The sequence below is a fragment of the Nitrospira sp. Kam-Ns4a genome (genome assembly GCF_965152595.1).
Genome location: NZ_OZ224218.1, coordinates 3,107,563 through 3,132,934 on the forward strand (window position 1 = coordinate 3,107,563; position 25,372 = coordinate 3,132,934).

Consider the following 25,372-nt stretch of genomic DNA (forward strand, 5'->3'; position numbering starts at 1 on the left):
CTCTTCAGGCTTTCGTGTGGGTTGGATAGAGATCCAATCCTCCACAATGGAAGTAGATCGCGGTCTTGAAGTGCTCGACGTTGCGGAAGCCGCGGGCGGTCTTCTTGACCCACTGGATCGTGGCATTGACCGCTTCCAGCCCCGCGTTGGTGAGCCGATGCCTCAGATACGTCAACACATTCGGAAGATGGCGCCGGATCAGGTGGGCGACGGCGGCCATTGGGCGCAGCCGACTGTGCGTGGCGCGCCAGAACCAGCGGGCAAAGAAGTTCTGCGCGGCACCGGGGGAGGCATCGTCCCAGAACGGGCGGAAGCGCTCCTTGAGGGTCCAGGCCCGGGCCACCGTCCGCTCACTGCGCTGCAGCGTCCGGAAGGTGGCCTGCTGCTCGGCGGTCATGTCCTTGGGGCGCATGAGCCAGAGGTACTTGGTGCCGGTCAGGCGCGCATCCCCGTCCTGCTTGAGCGTCCGATGCTCGACCCGGCGCACGCGGTCCACGGCGTCATGGAGGTGCTTGGCGATATGGAACTTGTCGAAGACGCTCGTCGTCTCGGCCTCGGGGAGATGGGCGTGGGTGGACTGGACGTAGGGCTCCCACCTGTCCATCGCGATGGCCTCAATCCCCGCGCGCTGCTCGGGCGTCAGCGTCGCCCAGAAGCCATCGAGGCTCTCTTGCTTCCGGTCCTCCGCCAGATCGAGCACGCGGCTGCGGTCCAGATCGGCCACCACCGTCAGGTCGCGATGCCCCTTCGCGATGGCCTTCTCCTCGACACCGAGGTGCGCGACGACGTCCCGGGTGCGACGGCTGAGCCCCCGCGCGACGGCCCGCTCCTTGATCCCCCAGGCCTCATCCCAGGTGATGCGCAGCAGCCCGGCCGCACCTGTGACCGAGCACTCGCGGAGCAGGTCGATGGCCAGGCGTTCGAACCAGGCGGTGAATTGGCTCCCCGGCTCGGCCCAGGGCACCGCGATCTGCTTGACCCCATGGGTCGGACCGCTCACGCGGGGCAGGTCCGCCTGGATCCATGTGGTGAACTGGCAAGGACTCCAGATGCCGCCACCGCCGGCGCTTGCGATCAGAGCCTGGGACCGGCGCCTGGCACTCAGGACAGGGATACGGCCCCGGTCCGGCCTCCACGGTGACGGTCACCTGCTGTCCCTTCACGTCCAGTTCCACGTTGGCCACGGTCCACGGGGCCTGCAGCCCCAGCACAGCTTGATAGAGTTCAAAGTCGCGCATCGCTCGGGTCCTCCTTTCGAGGAACCGAGCATAGCGCAAGAGGGATCAGTTACCCACACAATTTCCTGAAGAGCCTTTATAGAACCCCATCGGCTCCGCCATGATAATCGGGGTGGCGCAGGTGATCGGAATGAAGCCGATACTCAGGTCTTTCTTCTCGGGCTTGCCGGCCGGATCCGCCGCAAAGGCGATCATCCTGGGCATGGGCAAGACCTCGGAGATGAGGGCGGTCAGGACGGTTCTGCCTAGCCCGGCCAGGAACTGGCGGCGTGTCGGCCCGGCGGCGCGGAGCACGGCAGCCACCACGGACTGCTCGACCGTGCGAGTGAAATAGGCCTCAGCCGGCTCTCCCGTCCGACTGGCTTGGGCTTCGCGGGTGTCGGATGTCTTGGGTGTCTCCGTCATCGTTGCCTCCATTCCTTGCTTGCCTAGGCCGCTCGCCTCTCTATTGGGGCGAGCGGGCCGTACCTCTAGGTTTTCTCCTCTGCTGGCCCTACGCCATGGCCAGCTCGGCTTCAGCTATCTTCGCTCCTCCTCAGACCGTACTTGCGGATCTTGTAGGCCACCTGTCGCGGCGTCAGCCCCAAAGCCCGAGCGGCCCGGCTCTGGACCCAGCCGACCCGCTGCAAGGCCTGGAGCAGCCGGCGCCGATCAATCTCGTCGAGCGAATCCGGAAATTCCTCCGCCCCGGTCTCGCCGAGCCGACGCCGCCGCTCCTCCCCCTGGGTGACGTGCTGCATGTCGGCGAAATAGGCTCGCAGCGCCGGCGGGATCGTCGCGAAGGTCACCGTCTCGTGATCCGCCAGCACCACCAGCCGCTCGACGCAGTTCTGCAGCTCCCGCACGTTGCCCGGCCAGTGATAGCGCTCCATCAGGGCCCGCAGCTCCGTGCTGATCACGACGCTTCGCCGGTTCTCCCGGTTGGACTGGGCCAGAAAATGGTCAATCAGCAAGGGGATGTCTCCCGCCCGTTCCCGCAGCGGCGGCAGGGTGATTGGCACCACGTTCAGCCGGTAGTACAGGTCCTCGCGGAACGTCCCGGCCCGGACCATGCTCTCCAGATCCCGATGCGTCGCGGAGATCACCCGGACATCCACCGCGATCCGTCTAGTGCTGCCGACCCGCTCGAAGCACTTGTCCTGGAGCACGCGGAGCAGCTTGACCTGGGTGGCGGGGGGAATGTCGCCGATTTCGTCCAGGAAGAGGGTCCCGCCGTCGGCTACCTCGAACCGCCCCTTCCGCAGTTCCACCGCGCCCGTGAACGCGCCGCGCTCGTGCCCGAACAACTCGCTTTCCAGCAGCGTCTCCGCGATCGCGGCGCAGTGGAACCGCACGAATGGCCCGGCGGCCCGCGGGCCCGCTAGGTGGATGGCCTCGGCGACGAGCTCCTTGCCGGTGCCGCTCTCTCCGCGCAACAGCACCGACGCCTGACTGTGGCTCACGCGCCGGATCGCTTGGTACACCTGCACCATGGCCTCGCTGCGCCCCACGAGGTTGGGATGCGGGCTGAAGTCGCCGGCCGGCCGGACCCCCTGGCCGGCCCCCGATGCTGCGTCGGGCTGGCCCGTCCCAGCCAGCCGCGCAGGCTCGGGTTCCAGCCGAGCCCGGACGACCCGGAGCCGGTCCTCCAGGAGCTGGAGGGCGCGGCTCACTCGCGGGGGGAGCGGCCCGGAGCCCTGCAGCACCGATAGGACGGCCTCAAGCACCACCGACTCCTCCTTTAGCAGGCCCTCCATGCGATCCTTCGAGTCTTGCACCGAATCCCTCCGCCATCGCCATGCCCCCAAAAGCGCAAAGGCACCAGTGCCCGCCTGGGGACCCACGGGTCCCTCATCGGCGAACCTGGCGCCTTTGCCAGTTTGGCCCGTTGCCACTCCCCGTTGCTCGGTCCCGGCGCCGTCGAACGGCGCCCGGTTCATGCAACGGGCCGTGCGCCCGACCCCATCGTCGGGCTCTGCTGCGCGCGAACAACGGGGAGCCAACAGCCAGCAGGAACAATTCCCAGCGGCTTTTCGTCCGTCAGCCGCTTCCCGCGCTTCGCGGCTCGCTGTTCGCTACTCGCTCCTGACGCTCACACGTCGTAATACATGAAAAACTCGAAGGGATGCGGACGCAGCCGGAGCGGGTCCACCTCCCGGCCCCGCTTGTACGCAATCCACGTCTCAATCAGGTCCTCCGAGAAGACGCCGCCCTTCAGGAGGAACTGGTGGTCCTTCTCCAGATTCCGCAGCGCCTCGTCCAGGCTGCCCGGCATCGTGGGAATCCGCGCCGCCTCCTTGGGCTCCAAGTCATAAAGGTCCTTGTCCATCGGCTCGCCTGGATCCAGCTTGTTCTCGATCCCGTCCAGCCCCGCCATCAGCATCGCGGAAAAGGCCAGGTAGGGGTTGCAGGCCGGATCCGGGAACCGGACCTCGATCCGCTTCGCCTTGGGGCTCGGCGAATACATCGGAATCCGGATGCCGGCCGACCGGTTGCGGCTGGAATAGGCTAGGAGCACCGGCGCCTCGAAGCCCGGCGTGAGCCGCTTGTACGAGTTGGTGGTCGGGTTCGTGAAGGCCGCCAGCGCCGGCGCGTGCCTGAGGATCCCCCCGATATAGTAGAGGCAGAGCTGGGAGACGCCCGCGTACTCCTTGCCGGCGAACAGCGGCTTGCCTTCTTTCCAGATGCTCTGGTGCGTGTGCATGCCCGAGCCATTGTCCCCGAAAATCGGCTTGGGCATGAACGTCACGGTCTTCCCATGCCGGCGGGCCACGTTCTTGACGACGTACTTGTACATCATCATCTTGTCCGCCATCGCCACCAGCGAATCGAACCGCAGGTCAATCTCCGCCTGACCAGCCGTGGCCACCTCATGGTGATGCTTCTCCACGGGGATGCCGGCCTTCTGCATCTCGAGGACCATCTCGCTGCGGAGGTCCTGCTGGGTGTCGATCGGCGCCACGGGGAAGTAGCCTTCCTTGTGCCGGATCTTGTTCCCCAGGTTCGTCCCGTCCTTGCCCGCGTTCCAGACCCCCTCGTCGGAGTCAATGAAATAGTACCCGCTGTGGCTGTTCTGGTCGTAGCGGGCCTGGTCAAAGATGAAGAACTCCGCCTCCGGCCCCCAGTAGGAGACGTCCCCAATCTTCGTGCTCTTGAGGTACCGCTCCGCCCGCTGCGCGATGTTGCGGGGGTCGCGGTCGTAGGGCTCTCGGGTGATCGGGTCCATGACCGTGCACACCAGGCTGAGCGTCGGCACAGCGGCGAACGGATCCATGCAGGCGGTGGCCGGATCGGGCACGGCAAGCATGTCGCTGTTGTGGATCGCCTTCCAGCCCCGGATCGAGGAGCCGTCGAACCCAGAGCCGTCTTTGAACACGCCCTCGTTCAGCTCCTCGATCGGGATCGAGAAATGCTGCCAGGTGCCGAGCAGGTCTACGAATTTGAGGTCCACGACCTGGGCCTTGTTCTTCTTCGCAAACTCGATGACTTCCCGCGGATTCATTACGGCCCTCCTTTGAGCCTGTTGCTCAAACTCATGATCGAGCCCTCTGGTCACCAGACATTGATTCGCTTCGCTCCCATGTGGGCTTCTCGCTGCCGAGACCGCGAGGGAGCGTGGCCTTTGAGAGAGTCATCCCCTTGTCTTCTTTCCGCTTCCCCGGCCAAGCCGTCGCGGTTCGCTGCCCCTGCGCCGACCGGTCCAGGCCGCCTTCCCACTCCGCCAGAGCTTCAACAAGTTATGCGTGGCGCAGAGCAGCTTCCACTCGCCGTCACAGGCTTGGCGGCCACGGCGCATGAAGCGATCACAGCCACGGGTGCTCTTGATCTGGCCGAATACCGGCTCCACCGTCTGGCCGCGCTGCGTGTACAGACGACGTCCGCGCTGCGTCAGCAGCGTGCGCTCCATGCGGTCGCGGGCCGTCAGCCCCTTCGGACAGCGGCCTCGTGGCGGTGGCTGCTCCCGCAGCGCCTTGCGCTGTTTCCAATCTTGGTTCGGCGCGATCAGCAACTCAGGTCCGGCGGGATCGGCCTCCGTCAGGTTGGCCTCGCTGCAATAGCCGGCATCTGCCAGGGCGGTCTTGATGGCCTGCGGGTGCTCGATGGCCTGCAGATTCTCCTGCGCCTGCGTCAGCATCGGATGCAGTTGCCGGACATCGTTCGCCTCCTGCGTGACGGCGGCCGCCACGATGATCTGCGCCTCCGTCACGACCGCTTGGGCATTGTAGCCTTGCACGTACCCGGCCTGGGTCTTCATGATGCGACTGTCCGGGTCTGTCACGTTCGCCTTGGCCGTGGCATCCGCTGCCGCTTCGGCCGCCTTCGGCTTGCGGCCCCGCTTCTTCTGCCCGGTGGCGGCTTCCTCGGCCTGGCGGGCCTCAAGCTTGGCCTGCTGCTGCGCGGTCGCCTCGGCCGCCGCCTGCGTCAACCGTGCCTGGCACGCCTTCAACCGGGCCAGTCGGCTCCGCCGATCCCGCAACGCCTCCGGCAGTTCGTCGCCCCGCTGCTCCGGTCCGTACAGCCGATCCTCGGCGGCATCGGTGGCCTGAGCCTCGGTCAGCATCCGCGTCACCTCCGCCGCAATCGTCTCGGCGGTCCGATTCGCTGCCAGCGCCGCGTCGGCCTTGATCTTCGTGCCATCCAGGGCCACCACCCCGACCTTCACCAACCCCGCCGCCGCACACAGCGTCAGCACCTGCGTAAACAGGGCGGCCAACGCGGCCTCATGGGTCTGCCGGAATCGGGCGATCGTGGTGTGATCGGGCCGCTGATTGGCCGCGAGCACCCGAAAGGCCACATCCCGCTCGCACAGCCGTTCGATCCGGCGGCTGGAGCGCTCCCCCAGGCAGTACGCATACAGCAGCAGCGCCACCATCATGGCCGGCTCGTAGGCCGCTTGGCCCCAGCCATCGGCTCGGTACGTCCGCTCGATCTTCGTCAGATCCATCTGGGCCACCGCATCCAGGATGAACCAGGCCAGATCGCCCTCCGGCAGCCAATCCTGCAACGCCGGCGGCATCAGATACAGTTGCTCGCGCTCACACGGCAGAAAGTTGTAGCCCATCGCATCCTCCCTTCGGTCATGACTCGGGAAGACAGTATACATATAATTGCCTAGGTGTCAAGGGGTTTGTGCAACAGGCTCCTTTCATCCGAGCAACGTTATGATGGGACAGTCGACGATCCCTGTTCTGCTTCGCTTCCCCGCTCGGCCAGAAACCGGTCAATCGCGGCCGCGAGGGTGGCCCGGATCGTCTCGAGCCGGGCCGGATCCTGCACCTTCTCGCCGCTCAGGTCGGTGACGTAGAACACGTCCGCGACCTGATCCAGCCGCGTGGAAATCCGCGCGGCGTGCACGGAGAGCCCGAGCGCGAAGATCGCGTGGGTGATCACGTAGAGGAGCCCCTGCCGGTCGTCCGCGAACACGTCAATGATCGTGAACTGGTCCGAGGTCTCGTTGTCCACCTGGACCTCCGTGGACTGGCGGCTCGCCGGCATCCGCCGCACCGCCGGGAGCCGACGGCTCCGGTCCAGGAGGTGCTCGACCGTGTCCTCGCCCTTGAGGATGCGGACGATCGTCCGCCTGATGCTCGCCCGGCGCTCGGCCGGCGGCGCCCCGGCGTAGTCCAGGTCCACCACCTGGAACGTATCCACGACGACCCCGTCGTGGCGCGTCACGATCTGCGCGTCCAGAATCTGGAGCCCCTTGCAGGCCATGACGCCGGCGATCTTGGAGAAAATGCCGGGCGTCAGGTCGTTGAACGTCAGGACCGTGTATTCGCAGATCCCCAGCGCCTCGTTGAAGCTGTCCTCGACCAGCACGTCTCCCGCACCCAGACGGGCGATGGCCGTCAGGTGCCGGGCGATGCGGGCCGGCACGGTGCCGAAGAGGTACCGCAGCGGAAACTGCTCGAGCTGGGCGGCCACCCATTCGACCCCGCCAACATCAGACCGGATGCCGGCCAGCTCCCGCGCCACTTCGCCCGCCAGCTCTTGAACCCGCGCGGGGCCGCTGGCCGCCTCGCGGTCCCCCGAGACTTCCGGAAGCGTCCGCAGGTAGAGCTCGATCAGCAGCGACTCTTTCCACTTGGTCAACATCCCGGGCCCGACGGCCGCGATGTCGGCGGCCGTGAGGACCAAGAGCTTGCGGAGCACCTCGGGCGTTCCCACCGCACGGGCGAAGGTCAACAGGACCTTGTCGTCGTAGGGGTCCCGGCGGAACGCCGTATGGGCCATCAACAAATGCCGGTGCACGAGGAAGACCAGCGTCCGGGTCTCCTGCTCATCGTAGCCCAGGCGAGCCGCCGCCTCCTCCGCAATCGCCTTGCCGACTTCGCTGTGATCCTCCTCCCGGCCCTTGCCGAGATCATGAAGCAACACGGCCAGATGCAGGAGATCCTTGCGGCGGATTTCCCGGTAGACCTCCCCGAGGATGCCCGGGTCGTGGGCGAAGGCCTCGGCACGCGCGACGGCGAGCAGGCTGTGCTCGTCCACCGTGTACTTATGATACTGGTTGAACTGCATGAGCCCCCGCACGGTCGCGAACACCGGGATCAGCTTCTCAAGCAGGTGCGCGCGGTGCATGGCCTCCAGCGTCCGCGCGACGGAGCCGGGCCCCGCGAGGATCTGCCGGAAGATCCGGCTGACCTCCGCCGTCTTGAAGGTCTCTACGGGGATCGCATCCACATACCGGTGGATCTCCTCCAGGAAATGCGTGTCAATCGTGAGCGTCCGCTCCCGGGCCAGGTCGAAGAGCCGCAGGAGCAGCGCCGGGCTGTTGAGCACCTGCGGGCGCAGCGCCTCGGGCACGGTCAGGTACTGCCCCTCTATTGCGAAACAGCCGTCCACGCGCGGCCGCGGCAGCAACCGGACCAGCCGCCGCCAGGCCGGCACGGGCCGGCACCGGTTCAGGAACCGCTCGCAGATCTCGTGCAGCCCCATCGTGTGCCGGTAGTACTGCTGCATGAACTGCTCGACCGCCAGGAGGTGGGGCCGGTCCTCGAACCCGAACTGGCGGGCCAGCCACACCTGCTCGTCAAAGGAGAGGATTTCCTGGGCCATGCCGGCATGCAGGTGGAGGAGCGCGCGGACCTTCCACAGAAACTCGCGCGCCTCAATCAAGGCCCGGTAGTCCTGCCGGGACAGGATGCCGCGGTCGGCCAGGTCCTGGATCGTGGCGGCCTGGTACCGGGCTGTGCCCGCCCACTGCATCACATGGAGGTCCCGCAGGCCCCCCTTACTCTTCTTGACGTTGGGCTCCAGCAGGTACACGGTCTCGCCGAACTTCTCGTACTCACGCCGCCGCTCGAGAATCTTCTGTTCGATGAACCGATCCGTCCCCTTCAGCACGACGCGGCGGAGGTACTGCCGGTGAAACTCCTGAAAAAGCTGCGGGCTGCCGGCCAGAAAGCGGGCTTCCATCATGGAGGTCCGCGCGGTCAGGTCCGAGGCACCCAGCTCGATGCAATCCTGGATGGTCCGGAGGCTGTGCCCCACCTGGAACCCCAGGTCCCAGAGATGGTGGAGCACCTGGCTCGACAGGGCCGATGCGATCCGGCCCGCTTCCGGCTTGAACAGGAACATCAGGTCAATGTCCGAATAGGGCGCGAGCTCGCGCCGCCCGTACCCCCCCAGCGCCACCAGGCAGCAGGTGGGAAACCCGGCGCCGGCCTCGTCCTCCAGGTGGCGCATCGCGTTCCGGTACCGGCCGATGATGAGCCCGTCCACCAGCTCCGCAAAAGCCGCCAGCACCTCGCTGCCCGAGGCGCCGCCCATCAGCCGCTGGGCGATCGTCTGCCGGTGCTCGGCCAGCGAGGCGCTGGCCGACTCGATCTCGGTATCCCGCAACACCCCGACACCCGGGCCGTGCTCGAGGAACCAGGTCACAGCGCGCTCTCTCCCGTCTCGCCCGTCCGGATCCGGACCGCTGTCGCGAGATCGCGGACGAAGATCTTGCCGTCCCCGATGCTTCCGGTCTTGGCCGTCCTCGCGATGGTCTCGATCACTCGCTGCACCTGCCCGTCCGTGACCGCGACCTCGATCTTCACCTTAGGCACGAACTCGATCGTGTACTCCGTGCCGCGATAGGTTTCCTTGTGCCCTTTCTGCCGCCCGAACCCCTTGACCTCGGTCACGGTCATGCCCTGGATGCCGATTTCCAGCAGGGCGTCCTTGACCTCGTCGAGCTTGAAGGGCTTGATGATCGCCTCGATCAGCTTCATAGTTTAGGCTCCAAGCGAATCGCCAACAGCGAATAGCACTTGCCCAGAGAGGCTCCCCCCATGCTGTCCGCTGCTTGCTGTAAGCAACCTGCTTCCCTAGGAGTACGCCCGTTCGTTGTGCTGGCTCAGATCCAGCCCCACCGCCTCCTCGTCCGGCGAGACGCGCAACCCTGCCACCCCGTCCACGAGCTTCAGGATCAGATAGGTTCCCACCACGGAAAAGAGCGCTGTCGCGATGACCGTGAGCACCTGCATGCCGAACTGGGCGGGGTTGCCGAAGAAGAGCCCGTCAGCCCCCGAGGGGTTGACCGCCTTCGAGGCGAACAGGCCGGTGGCCAGCATGCCGACGGTTCCCCCGACTCCGTGGATGCCGACCACATCGAGCGAGTCATCATAGCGGAGTTTGCCCTTCCAGACAATGGCGAAATAGCACAACGTGCCGCCGCTCAGCCCGATCAGGAGCGCCGGCAGCGGTCCGACGAAGCCCGCGGCGGGCGTCACGGTCGCCAGGCCGGCCACCGCCCCGCTAGCGATCCCCAGCACGGTCGGCTTGCCGCGGTGGAGCCACTCCACGACCATCCAGGCCAGCCCGCCGGCGGCCGCCGCGACGTGGGTGGCGACCAGGGCACCCGCCGCGATCGCGTTGGCGCCCAGGGCGCTCCCCCCGTTGAACCCGAACCAGCCGAACCACAACAGCCCGGTTCCCAGCAACGTGAGCGGCAGGTTGTGCGGAGCCATGTACTCGGTCCCGTAGCCGCGCCGCTGCCCAAGGACCAAGGCGCAGATGAGCGCGCTCAGACCAGAACTGACGTGGACGACCGCCCCCCCGGCAAAATCCAGGGCCCCCAGGCGGCCCAGCCAGCCGCCTCCCCAAATCCAGTGGGCGACGGGGCAGTAGACCAGGACGGACCAGAAGGCGGCGAACAGAATCAGTGCGCCGAACCGCATCCGTTCCGCGAAGGCGCCGGTGATCAGCGCAGGCGTAATGGCCGCGAACATGAGCTGGAACACCATAAAGGCCTCGTGGGGAATCGTCCGGCCATACGTCGGGTACGGCTCCCCCCCGACGCCAGAAAGCCCTGCCCAGTCCAGGCTGCCGATGACGCCGCCCTTGTCCGGGCCGAAGGCCAGGCTGTAGCCGAAGAGGATCCACAGGACCGTGACGATGCAGAGGATGATGAAGCTCTGCATGATCGTCCCGAGCACGTTCTTGCTCCGGACGAGGCCGCCATAGAACAGGGCGAGGCCGGGCACGACCATCGCCAGCACCAAGGCCGAGGAGGCCAGCACCCAGGCGGTGTCCCCACTGTCCACGGCTTTGGCGGCTTGCACCGGCGGGGCCTCCTGGGCCAAGGCCGCTGCGGCCGACAGCCAGCCGAGCAGCCCGGCCCCGAGGCCCCCGATCCGACGTCGCATCCTGTGCGCCACAACGTCCTCCTTTTGCGTCGTCTCATCTTTCCTCGGCTCGCGCCCCGCCGCAGGCGGAGCGCCCCCTGTCCCTACCCGTTCCGATAGCCGTTGGTGATCGGCATCCGCCGATCCTTGCCGAACGCGCGATGCGTGATCTTGATCCCGATCGGGGCCTGCCGTCGCTTGTACTCGCTGCGGTCCACCAATGCGATCACGCGCGCGACCGTCTCCCGCGGGAACCCCAACTCCACGATCTCCTCCAGCGACCGGTCCTCCTCCACGTAGGCCTTCAGGATCGGATCCAGGATCGCGTAAGGTGGCAAGGAGTCCTCGTCCTTCTGGTTCGGCTTCAGCTCTGCTGTCGGCGGGCGCGCCAGGATGCGCTTCGGGATGACCGGGGCCGTCCCGAGGCGGTTCCGCAGGCGGGCCAGCTCATACACCATCGTCTTGGGGACATCCTTGATCACGGCAAAGCCCCCCGCCATGTCGCCGTAGAGCGTGGCGTACCCCACGCTCAGCTCGCTCTTGTTGCCAGTGGTCAGCACCAGGTGCCCGAACTTGTTCGAGAACGCCATCAGCAGGTTGCCCCGGATCCGGGCCTGGAGGTTCTCCTCCGTCGTGTCGCTGGGCCGGTTCCGGAACGAAAGCGCCAGGGCGCGCAGATAGGCCCTGAACAGGCCCGTGATGGACACCGTCCGGACCTCGATGCCCAACCGACGAGCCAGCTCCGCGACGTCCTCACGGCTTTCCCGTGAGGTGTAAGGGGACGGCATGAAGAGACCCAGGACGTTCGCGGGGGCGAGCGCGTCGGCCGCAATCACCGCCGTGAGCGCCGAGTCCACGCCGCCGCTGAGCCCGACGACGACCTGCCGGAACCCGTTCTTGCGCACGTAGTCGCGCACCCCCAAGACGAGCGCCCGGTAGACCTCCTCCAGCGAATCCAACGGCGGGGCCGTGGCTGGCACGAGCCGGGGCCGCCTGGGAGCCGGCGACGGCAGGGCCAGCTCGACCCGCTCGACCGCGACCGCCGACCGCCGGGACGGCCACCGCTTCCGGCCTTGCCCGAGCCGGCCGCGGGCCACGGCATCCAGGTTCAGATCCGCCACCAGCAGGTCCTCCTCAAACGCCTTGCCGCGCAGGATGACCTCGCCGGTCTGATCCACCACGCGGCTGTTGCCGTCGAAGACCAGCTCGTCCTGGCCGCCGACGGTGTTCGTGTAGGTGACGACCACCCCGTTCTCGCGCGCCCGCGTCGCGAGCAGTTCCTCGCGCAGGCGGCTCTTGCCGATGTGGAAGGGCGAGGCGTTGATATTGACGATGACCTCGGCCCCCGCCGCGGCCTGGAGCCGGGTCGGCCCTTCCGGGACCCAGATGTCCTCGCAAATGTTGACCGCCACCGCCGTGCCGCGCAGCGTGAGAATCGCGAGCCGCCGGCCCGGGTGGAAGTACCGGCTCTCGTCGAACACGCCGTAGTTGGGGAGATACCATTTCCAGTAGGTGGCGACGAGCCGTCGGTCGCAGATGACCGCAGCCGCATTGTAGAGGGCATGCCGCCCCGCCGGCACCACGGCCGGATGGCCAGGCTCCGGCTCAGCTACCCCCCCCTCGCCCACGTAGCCGACCACCGCGACGAGGTCACGACAGTGCCGGGTCACCTCGGCGAGCGCGCGCCGGTTCTCCTCGATGAACCGAGGCTTCAACAGGAGATCTTCCGGGGGATACCCGGTGATGGCGAGCTCCGGAAAGGCTACCAGCTCGGCCCCGGCCAGACGGGCCTCCCGGAGCCAGCGGGTGATCGCCCGGACGTTTCCCACCAAGTCCCCGACCGTCGGATTCATCTGGACCAACGCGACCCGCAGCCGGCGCATCACCGTTCCTTGCTCGCCCCCGCCCCCGCTCGGGCGCGGCGACAGCCCCGCGCCAAAAAAAAACGCCCTCCATCCCGCCGGGGGGAAAGAGGACGTCATTGTCCTACCAGCGATTCAATGGAGCCCTGTACCGCGAGGGAAACATCGTTGTCTCCCGGCGACAGGGTGAGCCGCTTATATCACCACGCCGGCGCGGGTGTCAAGCGGATTTTTAGGGCGGTTCATCTAGGGGGTTGGCTAGCGATGGGATCGGGTCGCGACCGCGCGGCTCCGCGCTCGAACTCATGGTTTCTTCTCGGACGCCCGTTGCTCGATATCGCCCGCCAGGAGGATGGCCTCCGCGATCTCGCGCACGGACTTCCGCAGGTCCATGCTTTGCCGCTGGATCAGGCGGAACGCCTCCTCCTCCGTCAGCGACCGCGAGCGCATCAGATAGCCCTTGGCCCGCTCGACCAGTTTGCGGACCTGCAGCGCCTCCTGCATCTCGAAGGACTTCTCCATCAACGTCGTGTGCTCGATCGCGATCGCGGCCTGGTTGGCAATCGCCTGGAGAACCTTGATCTCCTCCGCCGTGAAGGTGTGGGGCACGGAAGTGTAGCTGTTGATGACCCCGATCACCCGGTCCCGGACCAGCATGGGCACCGACAGCAGCGAGCAGAGGCCCTCCTTGCGGGCGATCTCGGGATACATGTACTCGCGCTCCTGCTTCACGTCCGGAACGACGATGGGGCGCCGCTCCTGGACCGCCCGGCCGCTGATGCTCTGGCCGACCTTGAGGTTCGGCTTGCGGCGGTACTGCTCGCTCAGGCTCTGGGTCGCGGCGATCCGCAGCTCGCCGCTCGTCTGCTCCAGCAGCATGAGCGAGCAGATCTTCGAGTTCATCATCTCCGCCGTCATGGTCACGATGAGTTGGAGCACGTCCTCGAGCAGGCGATTCGAGGCCACGGTCTCGGAGACCTGGGAGAGGGTGTCGAGCTGGAGGGCCTTGCGCTTCATCTCCGCGTAAAGGCGCGCATTCTCGATCGCACCGCCCACCTGGTTGGCGATCGTCGAGAGCAGCGCCAGCTCGTCCGCGCGGTACCGCCTCGGCCGCTTGTGCTGGACGTTGATCACGCCCACGACCTCGTTCTTCGCCATGATCGGGACCGAGACGAAGGCCTGGTACCGGTCTTCCGGCAGGTTGTGGAAGAACTTGAACCGGGGGTCGTCGTTCGCGTTGCTGGGGATCACCACGCGGGTCCGCTCGCGGGCTACCCAGCCCGTGATCCCCTCCCCCAGCCCGATGGTGATCCGGCCGATCAGCTTGGGGTGCGGGTTTTTGGACGCCCGGAGGATCAGCTCCTCCCGGCTCGGCGAGAGGAGGTACAGGAGGCAGGCATCCGCCTTCGTGACCTCCACGACGACGTCCACGATGTGCTTGAGGACCGCCTCCAGGTCAAGCGTCGCGTTGATGGTCTCACTGATCCGGTGCAGGACCTCGACCTCGCGCGTCTTCTCGCGGAGCGCCCGCTCGAGTTGCTCGACGGATTGGGTCCGTTTGCCCGCCATCGCTGTCGCCGTTTCCGTGCCGCGGCGCCTCAGGCCGCCGGGTGGCCCGCCCGCGGCCGGCGCGCCCTCGGCCCGCGGCCCGTCACCCGCGCACACGTCGCGAACCACCGCCGCATCGCCGCACGCTCCAGCGGGGCCACGGCGACGCGGCCGATCCGTTCGGGGAGGACGCAGTGGATCCGCCCTCGCACCACCTTCTTGTCGTGCTGCATCGCTGACCAGAGCTGCTCGAACGTGACCGGCGGCAAAGCGTCCGGAAGCCCGGCCGCGCGCACCAGCGCTCGCTGCCGGAGGACGACCTCCTCGGCGCACAGCCCGAGGTGGCGGGCCACGTCCGCTTCTTGGACCATCCCGACGGCCACCGCCTCGCCGTGGAGCAGGGACCGGTACCGGCCCAGCGATTCGAGCACGTGCCCGATCGTGTGGCCGTAGTTCAGAATGCGTCGCCGGTCCGCCTCGCGCTCATCCTCGCCCACCACCGCAGCCTTGATCTCGCAGGAACGCGCGATCACATGGATGACCGGCTCCCGCTCCATTTTTAGGAGGGCGTCCATGTGCCCCTCCAAATAGGCGAAGAACGTCTCATCCGCGATCATCCCGTACTTGATGACTTCGGCCAGCCCGGCGATCCACTCCCGCGGCGGGAGTGTCCGGAGCGTCTCGGGGTCAATCAGCACCGCCCGGGGCTGGTGAAAGGCGCCGATCAGGTTCTTCCCCAGCGCGTGATTGACCCCGGTCTTGCCCCCGACGCTCGAGTCCACCTGGGCAACCAGCGTGGTCGGGACCTGGACGAAAGGGATGCCGCGCACGTAGACGGCCGCGGCGAACCCGGCGACATCCCCCACGACCCCGCCGCCCAACGCGACCAGCAGCGAGCCGCGTTCGAAGCGCGCCCGCGCCAGCTCATCCAGGATGTGCGCGACCGCCCGCAGGGTCTTCCCTCGCTCCCCACCCGTGATCACCACCTGCCGGGGCTCGTAGCCGACGCTCCGCAACGACCGGGCGACCCGCGCCCCGTATAAGCGGGCCACGGGCGGATCCGTCACGACCGCAACCTTGCCCGAGAGGCCGAGCGCGCGCAAGCGCGGACCGATCTCCGCCAGCAGCCCGGGACGGACGACGATGTCGTACGCCCGCTCCCCAAGCCTCACAGGGACCCGGTGTTCTCCGTCTGCATCCATCGCGTCGTGTCCAGCCACAGACCACAGCCGACCCCGGTCCGGGCGTCGCCGGATACCGGCTTCGGTCCACGCAAGGGGGCTCGCTGTGGTGGCGCCCGAGAGAGAGGCCAGCGCGGTCAAGCCAGAGGGGATAGTAGCATACGTGAGCAAAAACTAAAAGGTTTTGACGTAGGCCAGGTAGGCGTCGAAGTTCCGCTTCATCTCGTCCAGGCTGTCGCCGCCGAATTTCTCGACCATGGCGCAGGCCATCTCGAAGGCGACCACGGCCTCCCCCACCACGCCGGCCGCCGGGACGGTGCAGATGTCGGAGCGCTCCACCGTCGCGTCAAAGGGCTCCTTGGTCTGGATGTCCACGCTTTTCTTGGGGTTGTACAGCGTGGAGATAGGCTTCATGGCGACCCGGAGCACGATCGGCTCCCCGTTGGTGATGCCTCCCTCCAAGCCGCCGGCGTGATTGGTGGTCCGGACGAAGCCACGACCCGGCTCGTAGAAAATCTCGTCGTGCACCTCCGAGCCGAAGCGGCGCGCCGCCTCGAAGCCCATCCCGATCTCCACGCCCTTCATGGCCTGGATGCTCATCAGCGCCATGGCCAAGCGAGCGCTCAACCGCCGGTCCCACTGCGCGTAGCTCCCCAGGCCCACCGGCGGATTCGTGACGACGACCTCGAAGACGCCGCCCAGCGTGTCCCCCCGGTGCTTCGCGGTCCGGATCAACTCCACCATCTTGACGCCGGCGTCGGGGTCCGGCGAGCGCACCTCCGACGCCTCCGCCAGCTCGTAGGACCGCAACGGGTCTTCGGCCCGGTTGGCCACCACGCCTCCGATCTCGACCGTGTAGCTCACCACCCGGATCCCGAACTCGGCCAGCAGGGCCTTGGCCACGCCGCCGACCGCGACCCGGATCGCGGTCTCGCGGGCGCTGGCCTTCTCGAGCACGTTCCGGATATCGCGATGGCCGTACTTGATGGCGCCGACCAGGTCGGCGTGCCCTGGCCGCGGGCGCGTCACGACCTTCTCCTGCGGCACCGGCCCCGGCTCGGCCGCCATGACCTCCTTCCAGTTCTCCCAATCCTTGTTGGCGACCAGCAATCCGATCGGGCTCCCCAGCGTCCGGCCCTTGCGGACGCCGCAGGTGAACTCCACCCGGTCTTCCTCGACCCGCATCCGGCCACCGCGGCCGTAGCCCTTCTGACGACGAGCCAGGTCCTGGTTGATGAACTCGGCGGTCAAGGGTAGGCCGGCCGGGACGCCTTCCACGATCGCCAGGAGACACTTGCCGTGCGATTCGCCCGCGTTCAGGTACCGTAGCATGCTCCGAAGCCTCAGCTCTTGACGATCGTGGGGGTCAGGAAAATCAGGAGCTCGTTCTTGGTGGTGGTTTCCTGCTTGGACTTGAACAGCCAGCCCAGCACGGGAATCCGGGAGAGCCAGGGGATCCCGATGACGGTGTTCTGGACCTGGTCCTGGAAAATGCCGCCGACGACCGCTGTCTCCCCGTCGCGGACCAGGATCTGCGTCAGCGCCTCCTTCTTGTCAATGGCCGGGCCGGCCGGGGTGCTCTGCGCGCCGATCGAGTTCCGGGTCGCCTTGATCTTCAGGAGGATCTGCTTGCCGACCTCCTTCGGATCCCGAGAGGTGATCTGGGGCGTGACCTGCAGCGAGAGCACCGCGTCCACGAAGGTGGTCTGGGTCCCCTGCAGCGAGGTGGTCTGATAGGGCACCGACTGGCCCTGCTCGATCTTCGCTTCCCGCTTGTCGAGCGTCAGGATCTTCGGCGCCGCGACCACCTTGGCCAGCCCTAGCTGCTCGGCGGCGGTCAGCCGGAGGTCCAGCAACGCGCCGTCCCCGGTCAGCTTGCCGTACGTGAAGCCCAGCCCCGGCACCGCGCTCAGCCCCGAGATCTGGGCGGGCAGGTTCACCAGGAACTGGGAAGCCTGCTCGCCGAAGGGATTGGTTGTGGTCGTCCCCTGCCCGCGGATGTTGGCCACCACGCCAGCCTTCGTGGTGTTGAGGTTCGAGAGGCCCCACTGGATGCCGAGGCTACGGGCGTAGGTGGTGTCCGCCTGCACGATGCGGGCCTCAATCTGGACCTGGGGCACTTCCAGGTCCAGGCTGCGCGCCAGATTGAACAGGTCCTCGAGCTGGGACCTCGTGTCCTTGATGATGAGCGCATTGCTCGCCGTGTTGAACGTGATCTGGCCGCGCGGGCTCAGGTACTGCTGGAGCGATCGGTGGATCTCCTGGACCGGCACGTTCTGCACGTACAGGACCCGCGTCTCGAGGTCTTCGGCCTTGATCTTGGATTCCTTCGCCTTGGCCTCCTCCTCCTGCTGCCTCGCGATGTTGGCGAGCGAATCAATCCAGATGATGTTGCCTTCCTTGATCTTGCCGAGGTTGTTCATCTTGAGCAACATGTCGAGGGCCTGGTCCCACGGCACGTTGATCAGTTTCATCGTGACCTTCTTGTCCTTGACGCCTTCGCCCATGACGAAGTTATCACCACTGACCTCGGCGATGCTCCGGACCACGTTGGTGATATCGGCTCCCTGGAAGTCGAGCGAGATCTTGCGCCCGGTGTAGCGCGGCCGCTCGGCCTCCTCCCCCTCCACGGCTCCCTTGGCCTCCGGCGCCATCTGGGCCCGCGGGACTTTCCCTTCGATCCGCGCCAGCCGGTCGGGGAACGGCACGGCCCGCGGCGCCCGCTTCTCCCTCGTCCCGGTCTCGTCGGCCTGGGACCCGTCCGCTTCATCGGGCTCCAGCTTCCCGCGCTTCCCGGCCTCGGCCACCGCCCGGTCGGAGGAAGCGGCCAGCCGAACCGTCAGCGACCCGTCGCCTCGCTCGACCGTGTAGTCGCTCGGCCTCAGCAGATCCAAGACCAGCCGGACCCTGCGGCTGTGCTGGCCGATGCGGATCTGCTTGAGCAACGGATGGTCCACGGGGAGGGTCTGGAACCGCAGGGGAGTTTCCACATTGGGGAGGTCAATCACCAGGCGGTCCCGGCCCAGCGGGCGGACCTCGTATCGGAAGGAGCCGTCGCCCAGGATGATGACCCGGATCCCCCCATCGCCGCGCTGGACGTCGACGTGGGTCATCGTCTTGGCCGCGCCAGTGCCGCCCTCGGCCGTGACACCGCCCCCTGTCGCCGTTGGCGGGTTCGCCTGGGAGCCCTTCGCGGCAGACTCCTCGGCTGCAGCCTGCCCCGCCTGCGGCTCGGGCGGTTTGGGGAATTCGACGAGCAGGTCCGGGCCTTCGGTTCGAACCTCAGGCTCCACGGGGGACGCCAGGTGAAAGACGAGCCGGAGTCCCGGTCGCGGCTGCGTCACCTCTACCGGCTCGATCTGCAGGAGCGGCGGCTTGTTGATGTCTCGCAGGCCCAGGCCCATCCCCTTCGACAGTCCTGGCAGCTCCAGGGTCGCGCTGGGCGGCTCCAGGCTCGTGGACATCGAGTAGGTGCTCGGCGCAGCCCCCTCCACGGCCACGCGGACGCCCTGCGGGCGCTCGGTCACGGAGATCCGGTCGAGCGCCCTGTCCTTCGGGATGGGATCCTTGGTCTCAGTGGCCAGTCGGGTGCAGGCGGCCGGGCTTTGCAACGCCAACACCACCGCGAACCCCATCAGCAGAGGCAGCAAAGGACGATTCATGGTGGGCTCTGCCTCGGGTGGAGATGCTTGACGTGTTCGCGCACCTGTTTGTTGCCGTAGACGTCGGAGTATTCTTCGCGCACGACGATCGAGCTCTCGGTGATCGCGCTCACGACCCCGTCATTCAAGCCGATGCGGGTCCCTGGCTTAATCAGGTGGCCCTTCCCGTCGGGGGTCTGAACCATCGCGGTGTAGCCGAAGGCCCCCCAGATGATACCGATCAGATTGATCTCACTCACGCTCACCCGTTGGAGTGGCGGGAGGCTCGGATTTTCTGGCCCTTTGGGTCGCCCCACCTGGATCACGGCCGCGAACGGATCACGCCGCCCCGCATGGTCATAGAAATAGGCGGCCCCGGCCTGCGGGACCGCCGCGGCGGGGGGGGCGGCCCCACCAGGCTCCATCGGCGGAGCGGGTGGGGCGGGTACCGCCGCCGCGCCGTTGGAGCCTACTGGTCCGGCAGGTGCCGACGGCGCGGGAGCCGGCTGCGCCGGGCCGCCCGGCACCTGGGCGCAAGCGACCCACGCCGGCCCGCCCCAGGGACCGCAGGCCGCCGCGACGACGGCCGCGGCCGCCAGCCGACGCCCCCGTCCCTGTCCGCCCAGCCACGCCACCCTGTCCCTCCCAACCGACGTCCCTGGACGTTCCCGCCATTACGCCCCTATTTCGCTGGCGGCGCCCCGGGCTTCGGCTCTGGCGGCGCCGCGAACGCGGTCAACTCGAAGACGGTCTGAATCACGACGTGGTCGCCCTCCATCTTCGCCCCGCCCATCTTCAGGTCCGAGACATTCACGATCCGCTGCATCTTGTTGATCCGGTCAAAGAACAGCGCCGCCGTGTGATAGCCACCCGCCACCTCCACGCTGACCGGCATGCGGACGAAGAGCTTGGAAGGATCCTCCGCCTGCGGGCCGGGTTTCCAGAGCCGGATCTCGAGCCCCAACCGCGCGCCCATATCCGACAACTGCTTCAACAGCATCACCGCCTCGCCCTCCGGCGGCAGCTTCTCCTTTTTCTTTTCAAGCTCCAGCTCGAGCTGTTTGTTCGCAGCGATCAGCTCGTCGAGGTGCTTGACCTTCAGGAGCAGCTCGTCAATCGTCTTGTCCAGGTTCGCGACCGCCTGTTTCAGTTCCTGGATCCGTGCCCGCTTGCTCTCCCAGTCGAGATAATAAAACCCCGTGATGAGGCCCGCGAGGATCAGGCCAAGCAGGGTCACCTTCTGGCCCGTCGGCACCGTCCAGAGCACCTCCAGATCGGGCTTCGGCAGCTCCACCGTATCACCCTCGAATGGTGAGGTCCACTCGAAACTGGTAGAGGCCGACCTGGCCCTCGAAGCCGGCGCGAGACTCGATGAGTCGCACCGAGCTGAAGTAGTCGGTCCGGCGGAGGTTGTTGACGAATTCAACGATGTCGTTCGTGGTCAGGGCCTTGCCCTCCAACTCGACGTCCTTCCCTTTGACCGAGAGCCGGACCAGCCAGAGCTTGAGGGGCTCCAGGCTCCGGCTGACGTGGTCGAGCACCAGGACTGGTCCGCCCCGCTCTTTCTCCAGTCGTTCGATGATCTTGTTCTTTTCTTCAAGCTGCTGCCGCTTCCGCTCGTAGTCCTGGACCTGCTTGACCTTCCTCTGGAGGACCTTGACCTGCTCCTTCTTGTCGGCTTCTTCTTTCTCCAGAACGTCCCTTTCGCTGCCGAGTGCCCAAGAATAGACCAGGCACCCGCCCAGCACGAGGACGACCAGCCCCGCGGCGCTAGCCGCCTGGATCCGGACATCCTGTTGCGCCCGGACGGCTTTCGCGCGGGGCCCGGGAAGCAGATTGATCCGGATCATCGGTCGCCGATGGTTCTCAGGGCGAGTCCCACCCCGACCCCAGCCATAGGGGCCAGGGCCGCGAGGCTCTCGGGGTCCAGCTCCGCCGCCGAGGTATCAACCTGCCTGAACGGGTTCGCGACCTCGACCGCCACACCCATCCGCTCGCTCAATTGGGTGGCCAAGCCCTCCACCTGGGCACTGCCGCCGCACAGGGCGATCCGTGCGACCTCGCCGTCCGGACTGGTGGTCCTGAAATAATCCACCGAGCGCGCGATTTCCGAGGACACTTCGGCATTGATATTCTGCAGCACACCGGCGAGGGCGTCCCGATCCAGACCGGCCGGCCCTTCCCCTCTCTTCGCCGCTTCGGCCTCCTCGTACGACACCCCCAGGTCCCGCTGAATCGCCTCGGTGTAGCGATTCCCGCCCACGGCGATGTCGCGGGTAAAGAGCGAGAGCCCGCCCTTGAGGATATTCACGTTCATCACGCTGGCCCCGATGTTGACTAGGGCAACGATCTCGTCGGAGACCGAGGGATAATTGATCTCGTACATGTTTTCGATCGCGAACGCGTCCACATCCAGGACGACCGGGACCAGCCCGGCCCCCTTGACGAGCTCGGCCAGCTCGTTGACCTTCTCCTTCTTGGCCGCCACGAGCAGGACCGACATCTGCGCCTGGCCTTCCTCAGACAGCTCGTTCGCGTTCAAGACGTGGAAGTCCAGGTTGACTTCGTTGATGTCGAAGGGAATGTACTGCTCCGCCGCCAGACGCACCTGGCCCTCCAGCTCGTCTTCGGCCATCGGCGGGAGTGTAATCTTCTTCACAATGACCGCGTGGCCCGAAATGGACATCGCGACGTGCTTGAGCTTGACGCCGGTCTCCTGGAACAGCTCCTTGATGGCCATGACGACCCGGCCGGCGTCCATGACCGTCCCGTCTACGATGACCTCCGGGTCCAGGGTCTTCACGCCGAACTTTTGAAGCTGATAGCGGCCTCGCTTCTCCCTCATCTGGACCAGCTTGATCGCGCTGGACCCGATGTCCAGGCCCACGAGCGGCTTCCGCGAACCCAGCAGCGCGCTCAGGTCCCGTTGCAGCACGTCCTTCAGCGCGGCCAACATCCCTGCCTCCGTGTCAAAACACCGAGTTGCGCCTCTGGATGAGGTGCTGGATCTCTTTGATGTTCTGCGCCGTATAGATGCGCCAGTTTCGCCAGTCCCGGGCCGGGCCGGAAATCAGGCCCTCCCGTTCCCAGCGGAACAGCGTGGCACGGGACACGTCAAAGAGTCGGCAGACCTCGATGGTCTTGTAGCGCTTCTTCGAGTCCGTCGGCATGCGCCTCATAGCATACGCGCCCGTCCTTAAGCGGGGAAACATCCCCGGATGTACAGCGTGAGTATAGTCAATATATTTTTTGTGTCAACTCAACCGGCAGTTTCATGCGCCGCAGCGGGCGACGCCCCGGACGGTCCTTTCCCGCCGGCGGGACGGGCGACGGTGCGCCGTCGGAGCTCACGCCTTCTCGATGTCGCGATGGCGGAGGTTCACCGCGTACCCCCAGTTCGCGAAGCTGTCTTTCAGGCGGCAGGCGATCGAGACTGACCGGTGCCGGCCGCCGGTGCAGCCGAACGCAACGGTAAGGTAGCTCCGACGCTCGCGCTCGAACAGAGGCAGCAGGAACTTCAAGAGGGATTCGAGGTGGCAGAGGAAGGCTGTAGCCTCGGGGGTCTCCAGCACGTAGGCCTGCACGCGGGGATGCTCGCCGGTCAACGGTTTGAGGTCCTCGGCGAAGTTGGGATTGCGGAGGAACCGCACGTCGAACAGCAGGTCCGCGTCGTAGGGCACGCCGTACTTGAAGCCGAACGTCAGCAGCGAGATCGTCATGCCCTGCCGTTGGTCCTGCTGCAGGTATTGCCGGGCGATCAGATCCTTGAGGTCATGGACCGTGAGGTCCGAGGTGTCAATAATCCGGGCGGCGCGATCTCGCAGCTCCCGGAGCCGCTCCCGCTCGACCTGGACCCCTTCCAGCACAGAGGCCTGCGGGAGGAGCGGATGCGGCCGTCGGGACTCCGAGAAGCGCCGGACCAGGACGTCGTCCCGCGCCTCCAGGAACAGCAGCTCGACGGAGTAGCCCATGGACTTGACGCGGTCAAGGTTGCTGAAGAAATCCGCGAGGAAGCCCCGCTCGCGAATGTCAATCCCCAGCGCCACGTGGCGCACCTCGCCTTCGCGTTGCAGGCACAGCTCGGCGAACTTCGGCAACAGCGCCGGGGGCAGGTTGTCCACGCAGAAGAACCCCAGGTCCTCGAAGCACTTGATCGCGTGGGTCTTGCCGGATCCCGAGAGGCCGCTGATGATGACGAGGTGGTGGGGCAGCATCACGAGGGACGCTACGCCGGTTGCGGGTCTATGAGCTCCACCGCCCCGGAGTCCAGCCGCCGGAGCACCTGCACGCGCGCGCTCAGCGCGTCTTTGAACACCAAGAGCCCGGCATCCGGGCCGAGGCGTCCCAAGGCCTCGGTCAACGTCAACGTGGGGAGGGGGAGCCGGACCGTCTTGACCGGCGGTAGCACTGGGACTGAGGCGCCACCGTGGCTGGGTATCCGGGCTGCGGCGCTTCGCGCCTTCCGGTTGATCAGCTTCTCCTTGCGCTTCTGGATCTGGCGGGCGACCTTGTCCAGCAGCCGGTCCACGGAGGCGTACATCTCCGTGGTCGAGGCCTTGCTCTGCAATACGGCTCCGTTCAGGGTGACGATGAGTTCCGCCGTGTGCCGATACTTCTCCACGCCCAGCACGACTTCGACCCTGCCCAGCTTGACCCCGTACCGTTCTAGCCGCTTGACCCGGGCCTCGATGTGTCGCCGCAAGGCGGGGGTGATCTCGACGTGCCGGCCGGTGATTGCCAGGCGCATGTGCGACCCTTTCTTCCTGTCAGCCGGAGACGGGGGGCAGCCAGCTAAAAGAAGCGCTTCCGCTGGCTCGCGGATGGAATGTTCTCCTCGGAGCGATACTTTGCGACGGTCCGCCGGGCAATCATGATGTTATGCTGCCGCAGACGCGCCGCGATCTCCTGGTCCTTGAGCGGGTGCTGGGCATCCTCTTCGGCCACCATCTTCCGGATCATCTCCCGCACGGTTAACGAGGACAGCATCTCCCCGTTCGAGTCCGACCGCTGGAGGCCCGTGTTGAAGAAGAACTTTAGCTCCAGCATGCCCTGCGGGCAGTACAGGTACTTGTTGGCCGTCACCCGGCTGATCGTGGACTCGTGCATGCCGACGTCCTCGGCCACCTGCTTGAGGACGAGCGGCTTCAGGTGCGCGATCCCCTTCTCGAAGAAGGCTTCCTGGAACTTGACGATGCTCTTGACGACCTTGACGATGGTCTTGTTGCGCTGCTCGATGCTCCGGATGATCCACTGCGCCCCGCGGAACTTCTCCTCCAGATAGGCCTTCGTCTGGTCGGTGCCCGCCCGCTGGCTGGCCATCATCTGGCGGTAGAACGAGCTGATCCGCAGCCTCGGCAGTCCCTCCTCGTTGAGCAGCACCACCCATTCCCCCTCGTCCTTGACCACGAAGACATCGGGGACGATCACATAGTTGTTCGAGGAGAAGTAGGGGCGGCCCGGCTTGGGCTCGAGTTCCTCGATCACCCGGACCGCCCGCGCCACGTCTTCCACCGAGACGCCGAGCGCTTTGGCGATGCGCGCGTACTGCTTCTTTTCGAGGTCCGGGAGGTGGTTCGCGACGATCGTCTCCACCAGCGAGGCCTTCACTCCGCCCGCCCGGCCCTGGGTCGCGCCCGCCGGATCTTCCGCGAGGCGATGCAACTGAATGAGCAGGCATTCCCGGAGATCGCGCGCGCCGACGCCCGGCGGATCGAAGGTCTGGATCTGGCTCAGCACGACCTCGACTTCCTCGGGGCTGATCTTGGCGTCCGCAGCGATCTCCGCGATGGGTATTCGCAGGTAGCCGTCCTCGTCGAGGTTCCCGATGATGATCCGCCCGATGGCTTTTTGGGCGTCGGTCAGGCTCGACAGCCCCAACTGCCACAGGAGATGCTCCTCCAGCGACGTCGGCTTCGCCAGCGTCTGTTCGTACGACGGGAACTCGTCCTGGGCTCCGGAGGGATACTCGACATCCCCGCCGCGCGGGCTCTCGAAGTAGTCCTCCCAACTCCCTGCCGACAGCTCGTCGGCCTCCTCGGCGCCCTCGGACGAGGGCGCCTCCGCGGAGCTGCCCGACGGTGCCGGCCCGTCGCTCAGCGCCCAGTCCTCGGCCGCCTCGGGCTCACTCTCGTCCGAGTCGGTCTGGACTTCCTCCAGCAGCGGGTTTTCCATCAGGTGCTGGGTCAAGGTCTGCTGCAGCTCCAGACGGGACAGTTGCAACAGCTTGATCGCCTGCTGCAGCTGCGGGGTCATGATCAGCTTCTGAGTCAGACGGAGGTCCAACCGCAGTTTCATCGCCTTCCTCGTTCA

At 66.6% G+C, this 25,372-nt stretch carries 21 protein-coding genes; all 21 read right to left on the reverse strand.

Annotated elements, in window-relative coordinates; genetic code table 11:
- Nucleotides 1-4 precede the first annotated feature (4 nt).
- The 21 genes from ACWHYQ_RS15460 to rpoN all read right to left on the reverse strand — a co-directional run bounded on the left by ACWHYQ_RS15460 (nt 5) and on the right by rpoN (nt 25,357).
- On the reverse strand, nt 5-1,000 hold the full coding sequence (locus ACWHYQ_RS15460; protein ID WP_447973014.1) for an ISL3 family transposase: 996 nt from the start codon (nt 998-1,000) through the stop codon (nt 5-7).
- 283 nt (nt 1,001-1,283) lie between these two features.
- Nucleotides 1,284-1,643 (reverse strand): ABC transporter substrate-binding protein, encoded by a 360-nt coding sequence (locus ACWHYQ_RS15465; protein WP_447973015.1) that lies wholly within the window; start codon nt 1,641-1,643, stop codon nt 1,284-1,286.
- Nucleotides 1,644-1,753: 110 nt separating this feature from the next.
- On the reverse strand, nt 1,754-2,974 hold the full coding sequence (locus ACWHYQ_RS15470; RefSeq protein ID WP_447973016.1) for a sigma-54 interaction domain-containing protein: 1,221 nt from the start codon (nt 2,972-2,974) through the stop codon (nt 1,754-1,756).
- Between the two features lie 335 nt (nt 2,975-3,309).
- Nucleotides 3,310-4,719: a type I glutamate--ammonia ligase gene (gene glnA, locus ACWHYQ_RS15475; RefSeq protein ID WP_447973017.1), complete on the reverse strand. Its 1,410-nt coding sequence runs from the start codon at nt 4,717-4,719 to the stop codon at nt 3,310-3,312.
- A gap of 129 nt (nt 4,720-4,848) precedes the next feature.
- A complete protein-coding gene (locus tag ACWHYQ_RS15480) occupies nt 4,849-6,279 on the reverse strand; it encodes an IS1182 family transposase (protein ID WP_447973018.1) in 1,431 nt (476 codons plus the stop codon).
- A gap of 98 nt (nt 6,280-6,377) precedes the next feature.
- Complete coding sequence (gene glnD / locus ACWHYQ_RS15485; RefSeq protein ID WP_447973019.1) at nt 6,378-9,101, reverse strand: [protein-PII] uridylyltransferase; 2,724 nt, start codon at nt 9,099-9,101, stop codon at nt 6,378-6,380.
- Nucleotides 9,098-9,436: a P-II family nitrogen regulator gene (locus tag ACWHYQ_RS15490; RefSeq protein WP_447973020.1), complete on the reverse strand. Its 339-nt coding sequence runs from the start codon at nt 9,434-9,436 to the stop codon at nt 9,098-9,100. Before ACWHYQ_RS15490 ends, glnD begins: the two co-directional genes overlap by 4 nt.
- A gap of 96 nt (nt 9,437-9,532) precedes the next feature.
- Nucleotides 9,533-10,852, reverse strand: a complete 1,320-nt coding sequence (locus tag ACWHYQ_RS15495) for an ammonium transporter (protein WP_447975574.1) — start codon at nt 10,850-10,852, stop codon at nt 9,533-9,535.
- A gap of 83 nt (nt 10,853-10,935) precedes the next feature.
- A complete protein-coding gene (locus ACWHYQ_RS15500) occupies nt 10,936-12,714 on the reverse strand; it encodes an NAD+ synthase (protein WP_447973021.1) in 1,779 nt (592 codons plus the stop codon).
- A gap of 282 nt (nt 12,715-12,996) precedes the next feature.
- Nucleotides 12,997-14,262, reverse strand: coding sequence for a GAF domain-containing protein (locus ACWHYQ_RS15505; RefSeq protein ID WP_447973022.1), 1,266 nt, complete (start codon nt 14,260-14,262; stop codon nt 12,997-12,999).
- 29 nt (nt 14,263-14,291) lie between these two features.
- Complete coding sequence (gene aroB, locus ACWHYQ_RS15510) at nt 14,292-15,443, reverse strand: 3-dehydroquinate synthase (RefSeq protein WP_447973023.1); 1,152 nt, start codon at nt 15,441-15,443, stop codon at nt 14,292-14,294.
- Between the two features lie 153 nt (nt 15,444-15,596).
- Nucleotides 15,597-16,754: a chorismate synthase gene (aroC, locus tag ACWHYQ_RS15515; RefSeq protein ID WP_447973024.1), complete on the reverse strand. Its 1,158-nt coding sequence runs from the start codon at nt 16,752-16,754 to the stop codon at nt 15,597-15,599.
- An 11-nt stretch (nt 16,755-16,765) separates the two neighbouring features.
- The gene (locus tag ACWHYQ_RS15520; RefSeq protein ID WP_447973025.1) at nt 16,766-19,084 is read right to left on the reverse strand and encodes a type IV pilus secretin PilQ; all 2,319 of its coding nucleotides are present in this window, start codon (nt 19,082-19,084) and stop codon (nt 16,766-16,768) included.
- The gene (locus ACWHYQ_RS15525; RefSeq protein WP_447973026.1) at nt 19,081-19,698 is read right to left on the reverse strand and encodes a pilus assembly protein PilP; all 618 of its coding nucleotides are present in this window, start codon (nt 19,696-19,698) and stop codon (nt 19,081-19,083) included. Before ACWHYQ_RS15525 ends, ACWHYQ_RS15520 begins: the two co-directional genes overlap by 4 nt.
- Before the next feature lie 47 nt (nt 19,699-19,745).
- A complete protein-coding gene (locus ACWHYQ_RS15530) occupies nt 19,746-20,357 on the reverse strand; it encodes a type 4a pilus biogenesis protein PilO (protein ID WP_447973027.1) in 612 nt (203 codons plus the stop codon).
- A gap of 4 nt (nt 20,358-20,361) precedes the next feature.
- A complete protein-coding gene (locus tag ACWHYQ_RS15535) occupies nt 20,362-20,913 on the reverse strand; it encodes a PilN domain-containing protein (protein ID WP_447973028.1) in 552 nt (183 codons plus the stop codon).
- The gene (pilM, locus tag ACWHYQ_RS15540; RefSeq protein ID WP_447973029.1) at nt 20,910-22,019 is read right to left on the reverse strand and encodes a type IV pilus assembly protein PilM; all 1,110 of its coding nucleotides are present in this window, start codon (nt 22,017-22,019) and stop codon (nt 20,910-20,912) included. The genes ACWHYQ_RS15535 and pilM overlap by 4 nt, the downstream gene beginning before the upstream one ends.
- A 13-nt stretch (nt 22,020-22,032) precedes the next feature.
- Nucleotides 22,033-22,233 carry a MerR family DNA-binding transcriptional regulator gene (locus tag ACWHYQ_RS15545; RefSeq protein ID WP_447973030.1) on the reverse strand — a complete coding sequence of 67 codons (201 nt, stop codon included), beginning with the start codon at nt 22,231-22,233 and terminating at the stop codon, nt 22,033-22,035.
- 177 nt (nt 22,234-22,410) lie between these two features.
- Nucleotides 22,411-23,277, reverse strand: a complete 867-nt coding sequence (gene rapZ, locus ACWHYQ_RS15550; protein WP_447975575.1) for an RNase adapter RapZ — start codon at nt 23,275-23,277, stop codon at nt 22,411-22,413.
- A gap of 11 nt (nt 23,278-23,288) precedes the next feature.
- The gene (gene hpf, locus ACWHYQ_RS15555) at nt 23,289-23,810 is read right to left on the reverse strand and encodes a ribosome hibernation-promoting factor, HPF/YfiA family (RefSeq protein ID WP_447973031.1); all 522 of its coding nucleotides are present in this window, start codon (nt 23,808-23,810) and stop codon (nt 23,289-23,291) included.
- Nucleotides 23,811-23,854: 44 nt separating this feature from the next.
- The gene (gene rpoN / locus ACWHYQ_RS15560) at nt 23,855-25,357 is read right to left on the reverse strand and encodes an RNA polymerase factor sigma-54 (protein WP_447973032.1); all 1,503 of its coding nucleotides are present in this window, start codon (nt 25,355-25,357) and stop codon (nt 23,855-23,857) included.
- Between the last annotated feature and the right edge of the window lie 15 nt (nt 25,358-25,372).

What these genes read in the sequence shown, in the direction of transcription:
- ACWHYQ_RS15465 (WP_447973015.1), bottom strand. Translation starts at nt 1,643, where the DNA reads ATGACGGAGACACCCAAGACATCCGACACCCGCGAAGCCCAAGCCAGT.
- ACWHYQ_RS15470 (WP_447973016.1), bottom strand. Translation starts at nt 2,974, where the DNA reads ATGGAGGGCCTGCTAAAGGAGGAGTCGGTGGTGCTTGAGGCCGTCCTA.
- glnA (WP_447973017.1), bottom strand. Translation starts at nt 4,719, where the DNA reads ATGAATCCGCGGGAAGTCATCGAGTTTGCGAAGAAGAACAAGGCCCAG.
- ACWHYQ_RS15480 (WP_447973018.1), bottom strand. Translation starts at nt 6,279, where the DNA reads ATGGGCTACAACTTTCTGCCGTGTGAGCGCGAGCAACTGTATCTGATG.
- ACWHYQ_RS15490 (WP_447973020.1), bottom strand. Translation starts at nt 9,436, where the DNA reads ATGAAGCTGATCGAGGCGATCATCAAGCCCTTCAAGCTCGACGAGGTC.
- ACWHYQ_RS15495 (WP_447975574.1), bottom strand. Translation starts at nt 10,852, where the DNA reads ATGCGACGTCGGATCGGGGGCCTCGGGGCCGGGCTGCTCGGCTGGCTG.
- ACWHYQ_RS15500 (WP_447973021.1), bottom strand. Translation starts at nt 12,714, where the DNA reads ATGCGCCGGCTGCGGGTCGCGTTGGTCCAGATGAATCCGACGGTCGGG.
- ACWHYQ_RS15505 (WP_447973022.1), bottom strand. Translation starts at nt 14,262, where the DNA reads ATGGCGGGCAAACGGACCCAATCCGTCGAGCAACTCGAGCGGGCGCTC.
- aroB (WP_447973023.1), bottom strand. Translation starts at nt 15,443, where the DNA reads ATGGATGCAGACGGAGAACACCGGGTCCCTGTGAGGCTTGGGGAGCGG.
- aroC (WP_447973024.1), bottom strand. Translation starts at nt 16,754, where the DNA reads ATGCTACGGTACCTGAACGCGGGCGAATCGCACGGCAAGTGTCTCCTG.
- ACWHYQ_RS15520 (WP_447973025.1), bottom strand. Translation starts at nt 19,084, where the DNA reads ATGAATCGTCCTTTGCTGCCTCTGCTGATGGGGTTCGCGGTGGTGTTG.
- ACWHYQ_RS15535 (WP_447973028.1), bottom strand. Translation starts at nt 20,913, where the DNA reads ATGATCCGGATCAATCTGCTTCCCGGGCCCCGCGCGAAAGCCGTCCGG.
- pilM (WP_447973029.1), bottom strand. Translation starts at nt 22,019, where the DNA reads ATGTTGGCCGCGCTGAAGGACGTGCTGCAACGGGACCTGAGCGCGCTG.
- ACWHYQ_RS15545 (WP_447973030.1), bottom strand. Translation starts at nt 22,233, where the DNA reads ATGCCGACGGACTCGAAGAAGCGCTACAAGACCATCGAGGTCTGCCGA.
- rapZ (WP_447975575.1), bottom strand. Translation starts at nt 23,277, where the DNA reads ATGCTGCCCCACCACCTCGTCATCATCAGCGGCCTCTCGGGATCCGGC.
- hpf (WP_447973031.1), bottom strand. Translation starts at nt 23,810, where the DNA reads ATGCGCCTGGCAATCACCGGCCGGCACGTCGAGATCACCCCCGCCTTG.
- rpoN (WP_447973032.1), bottom strand. Translation starts at nt 25,357, where the DNA reads ATGAAACTGCGGTTGGACCTCCGTCTGACTCAGAAGCTGATCATGACC.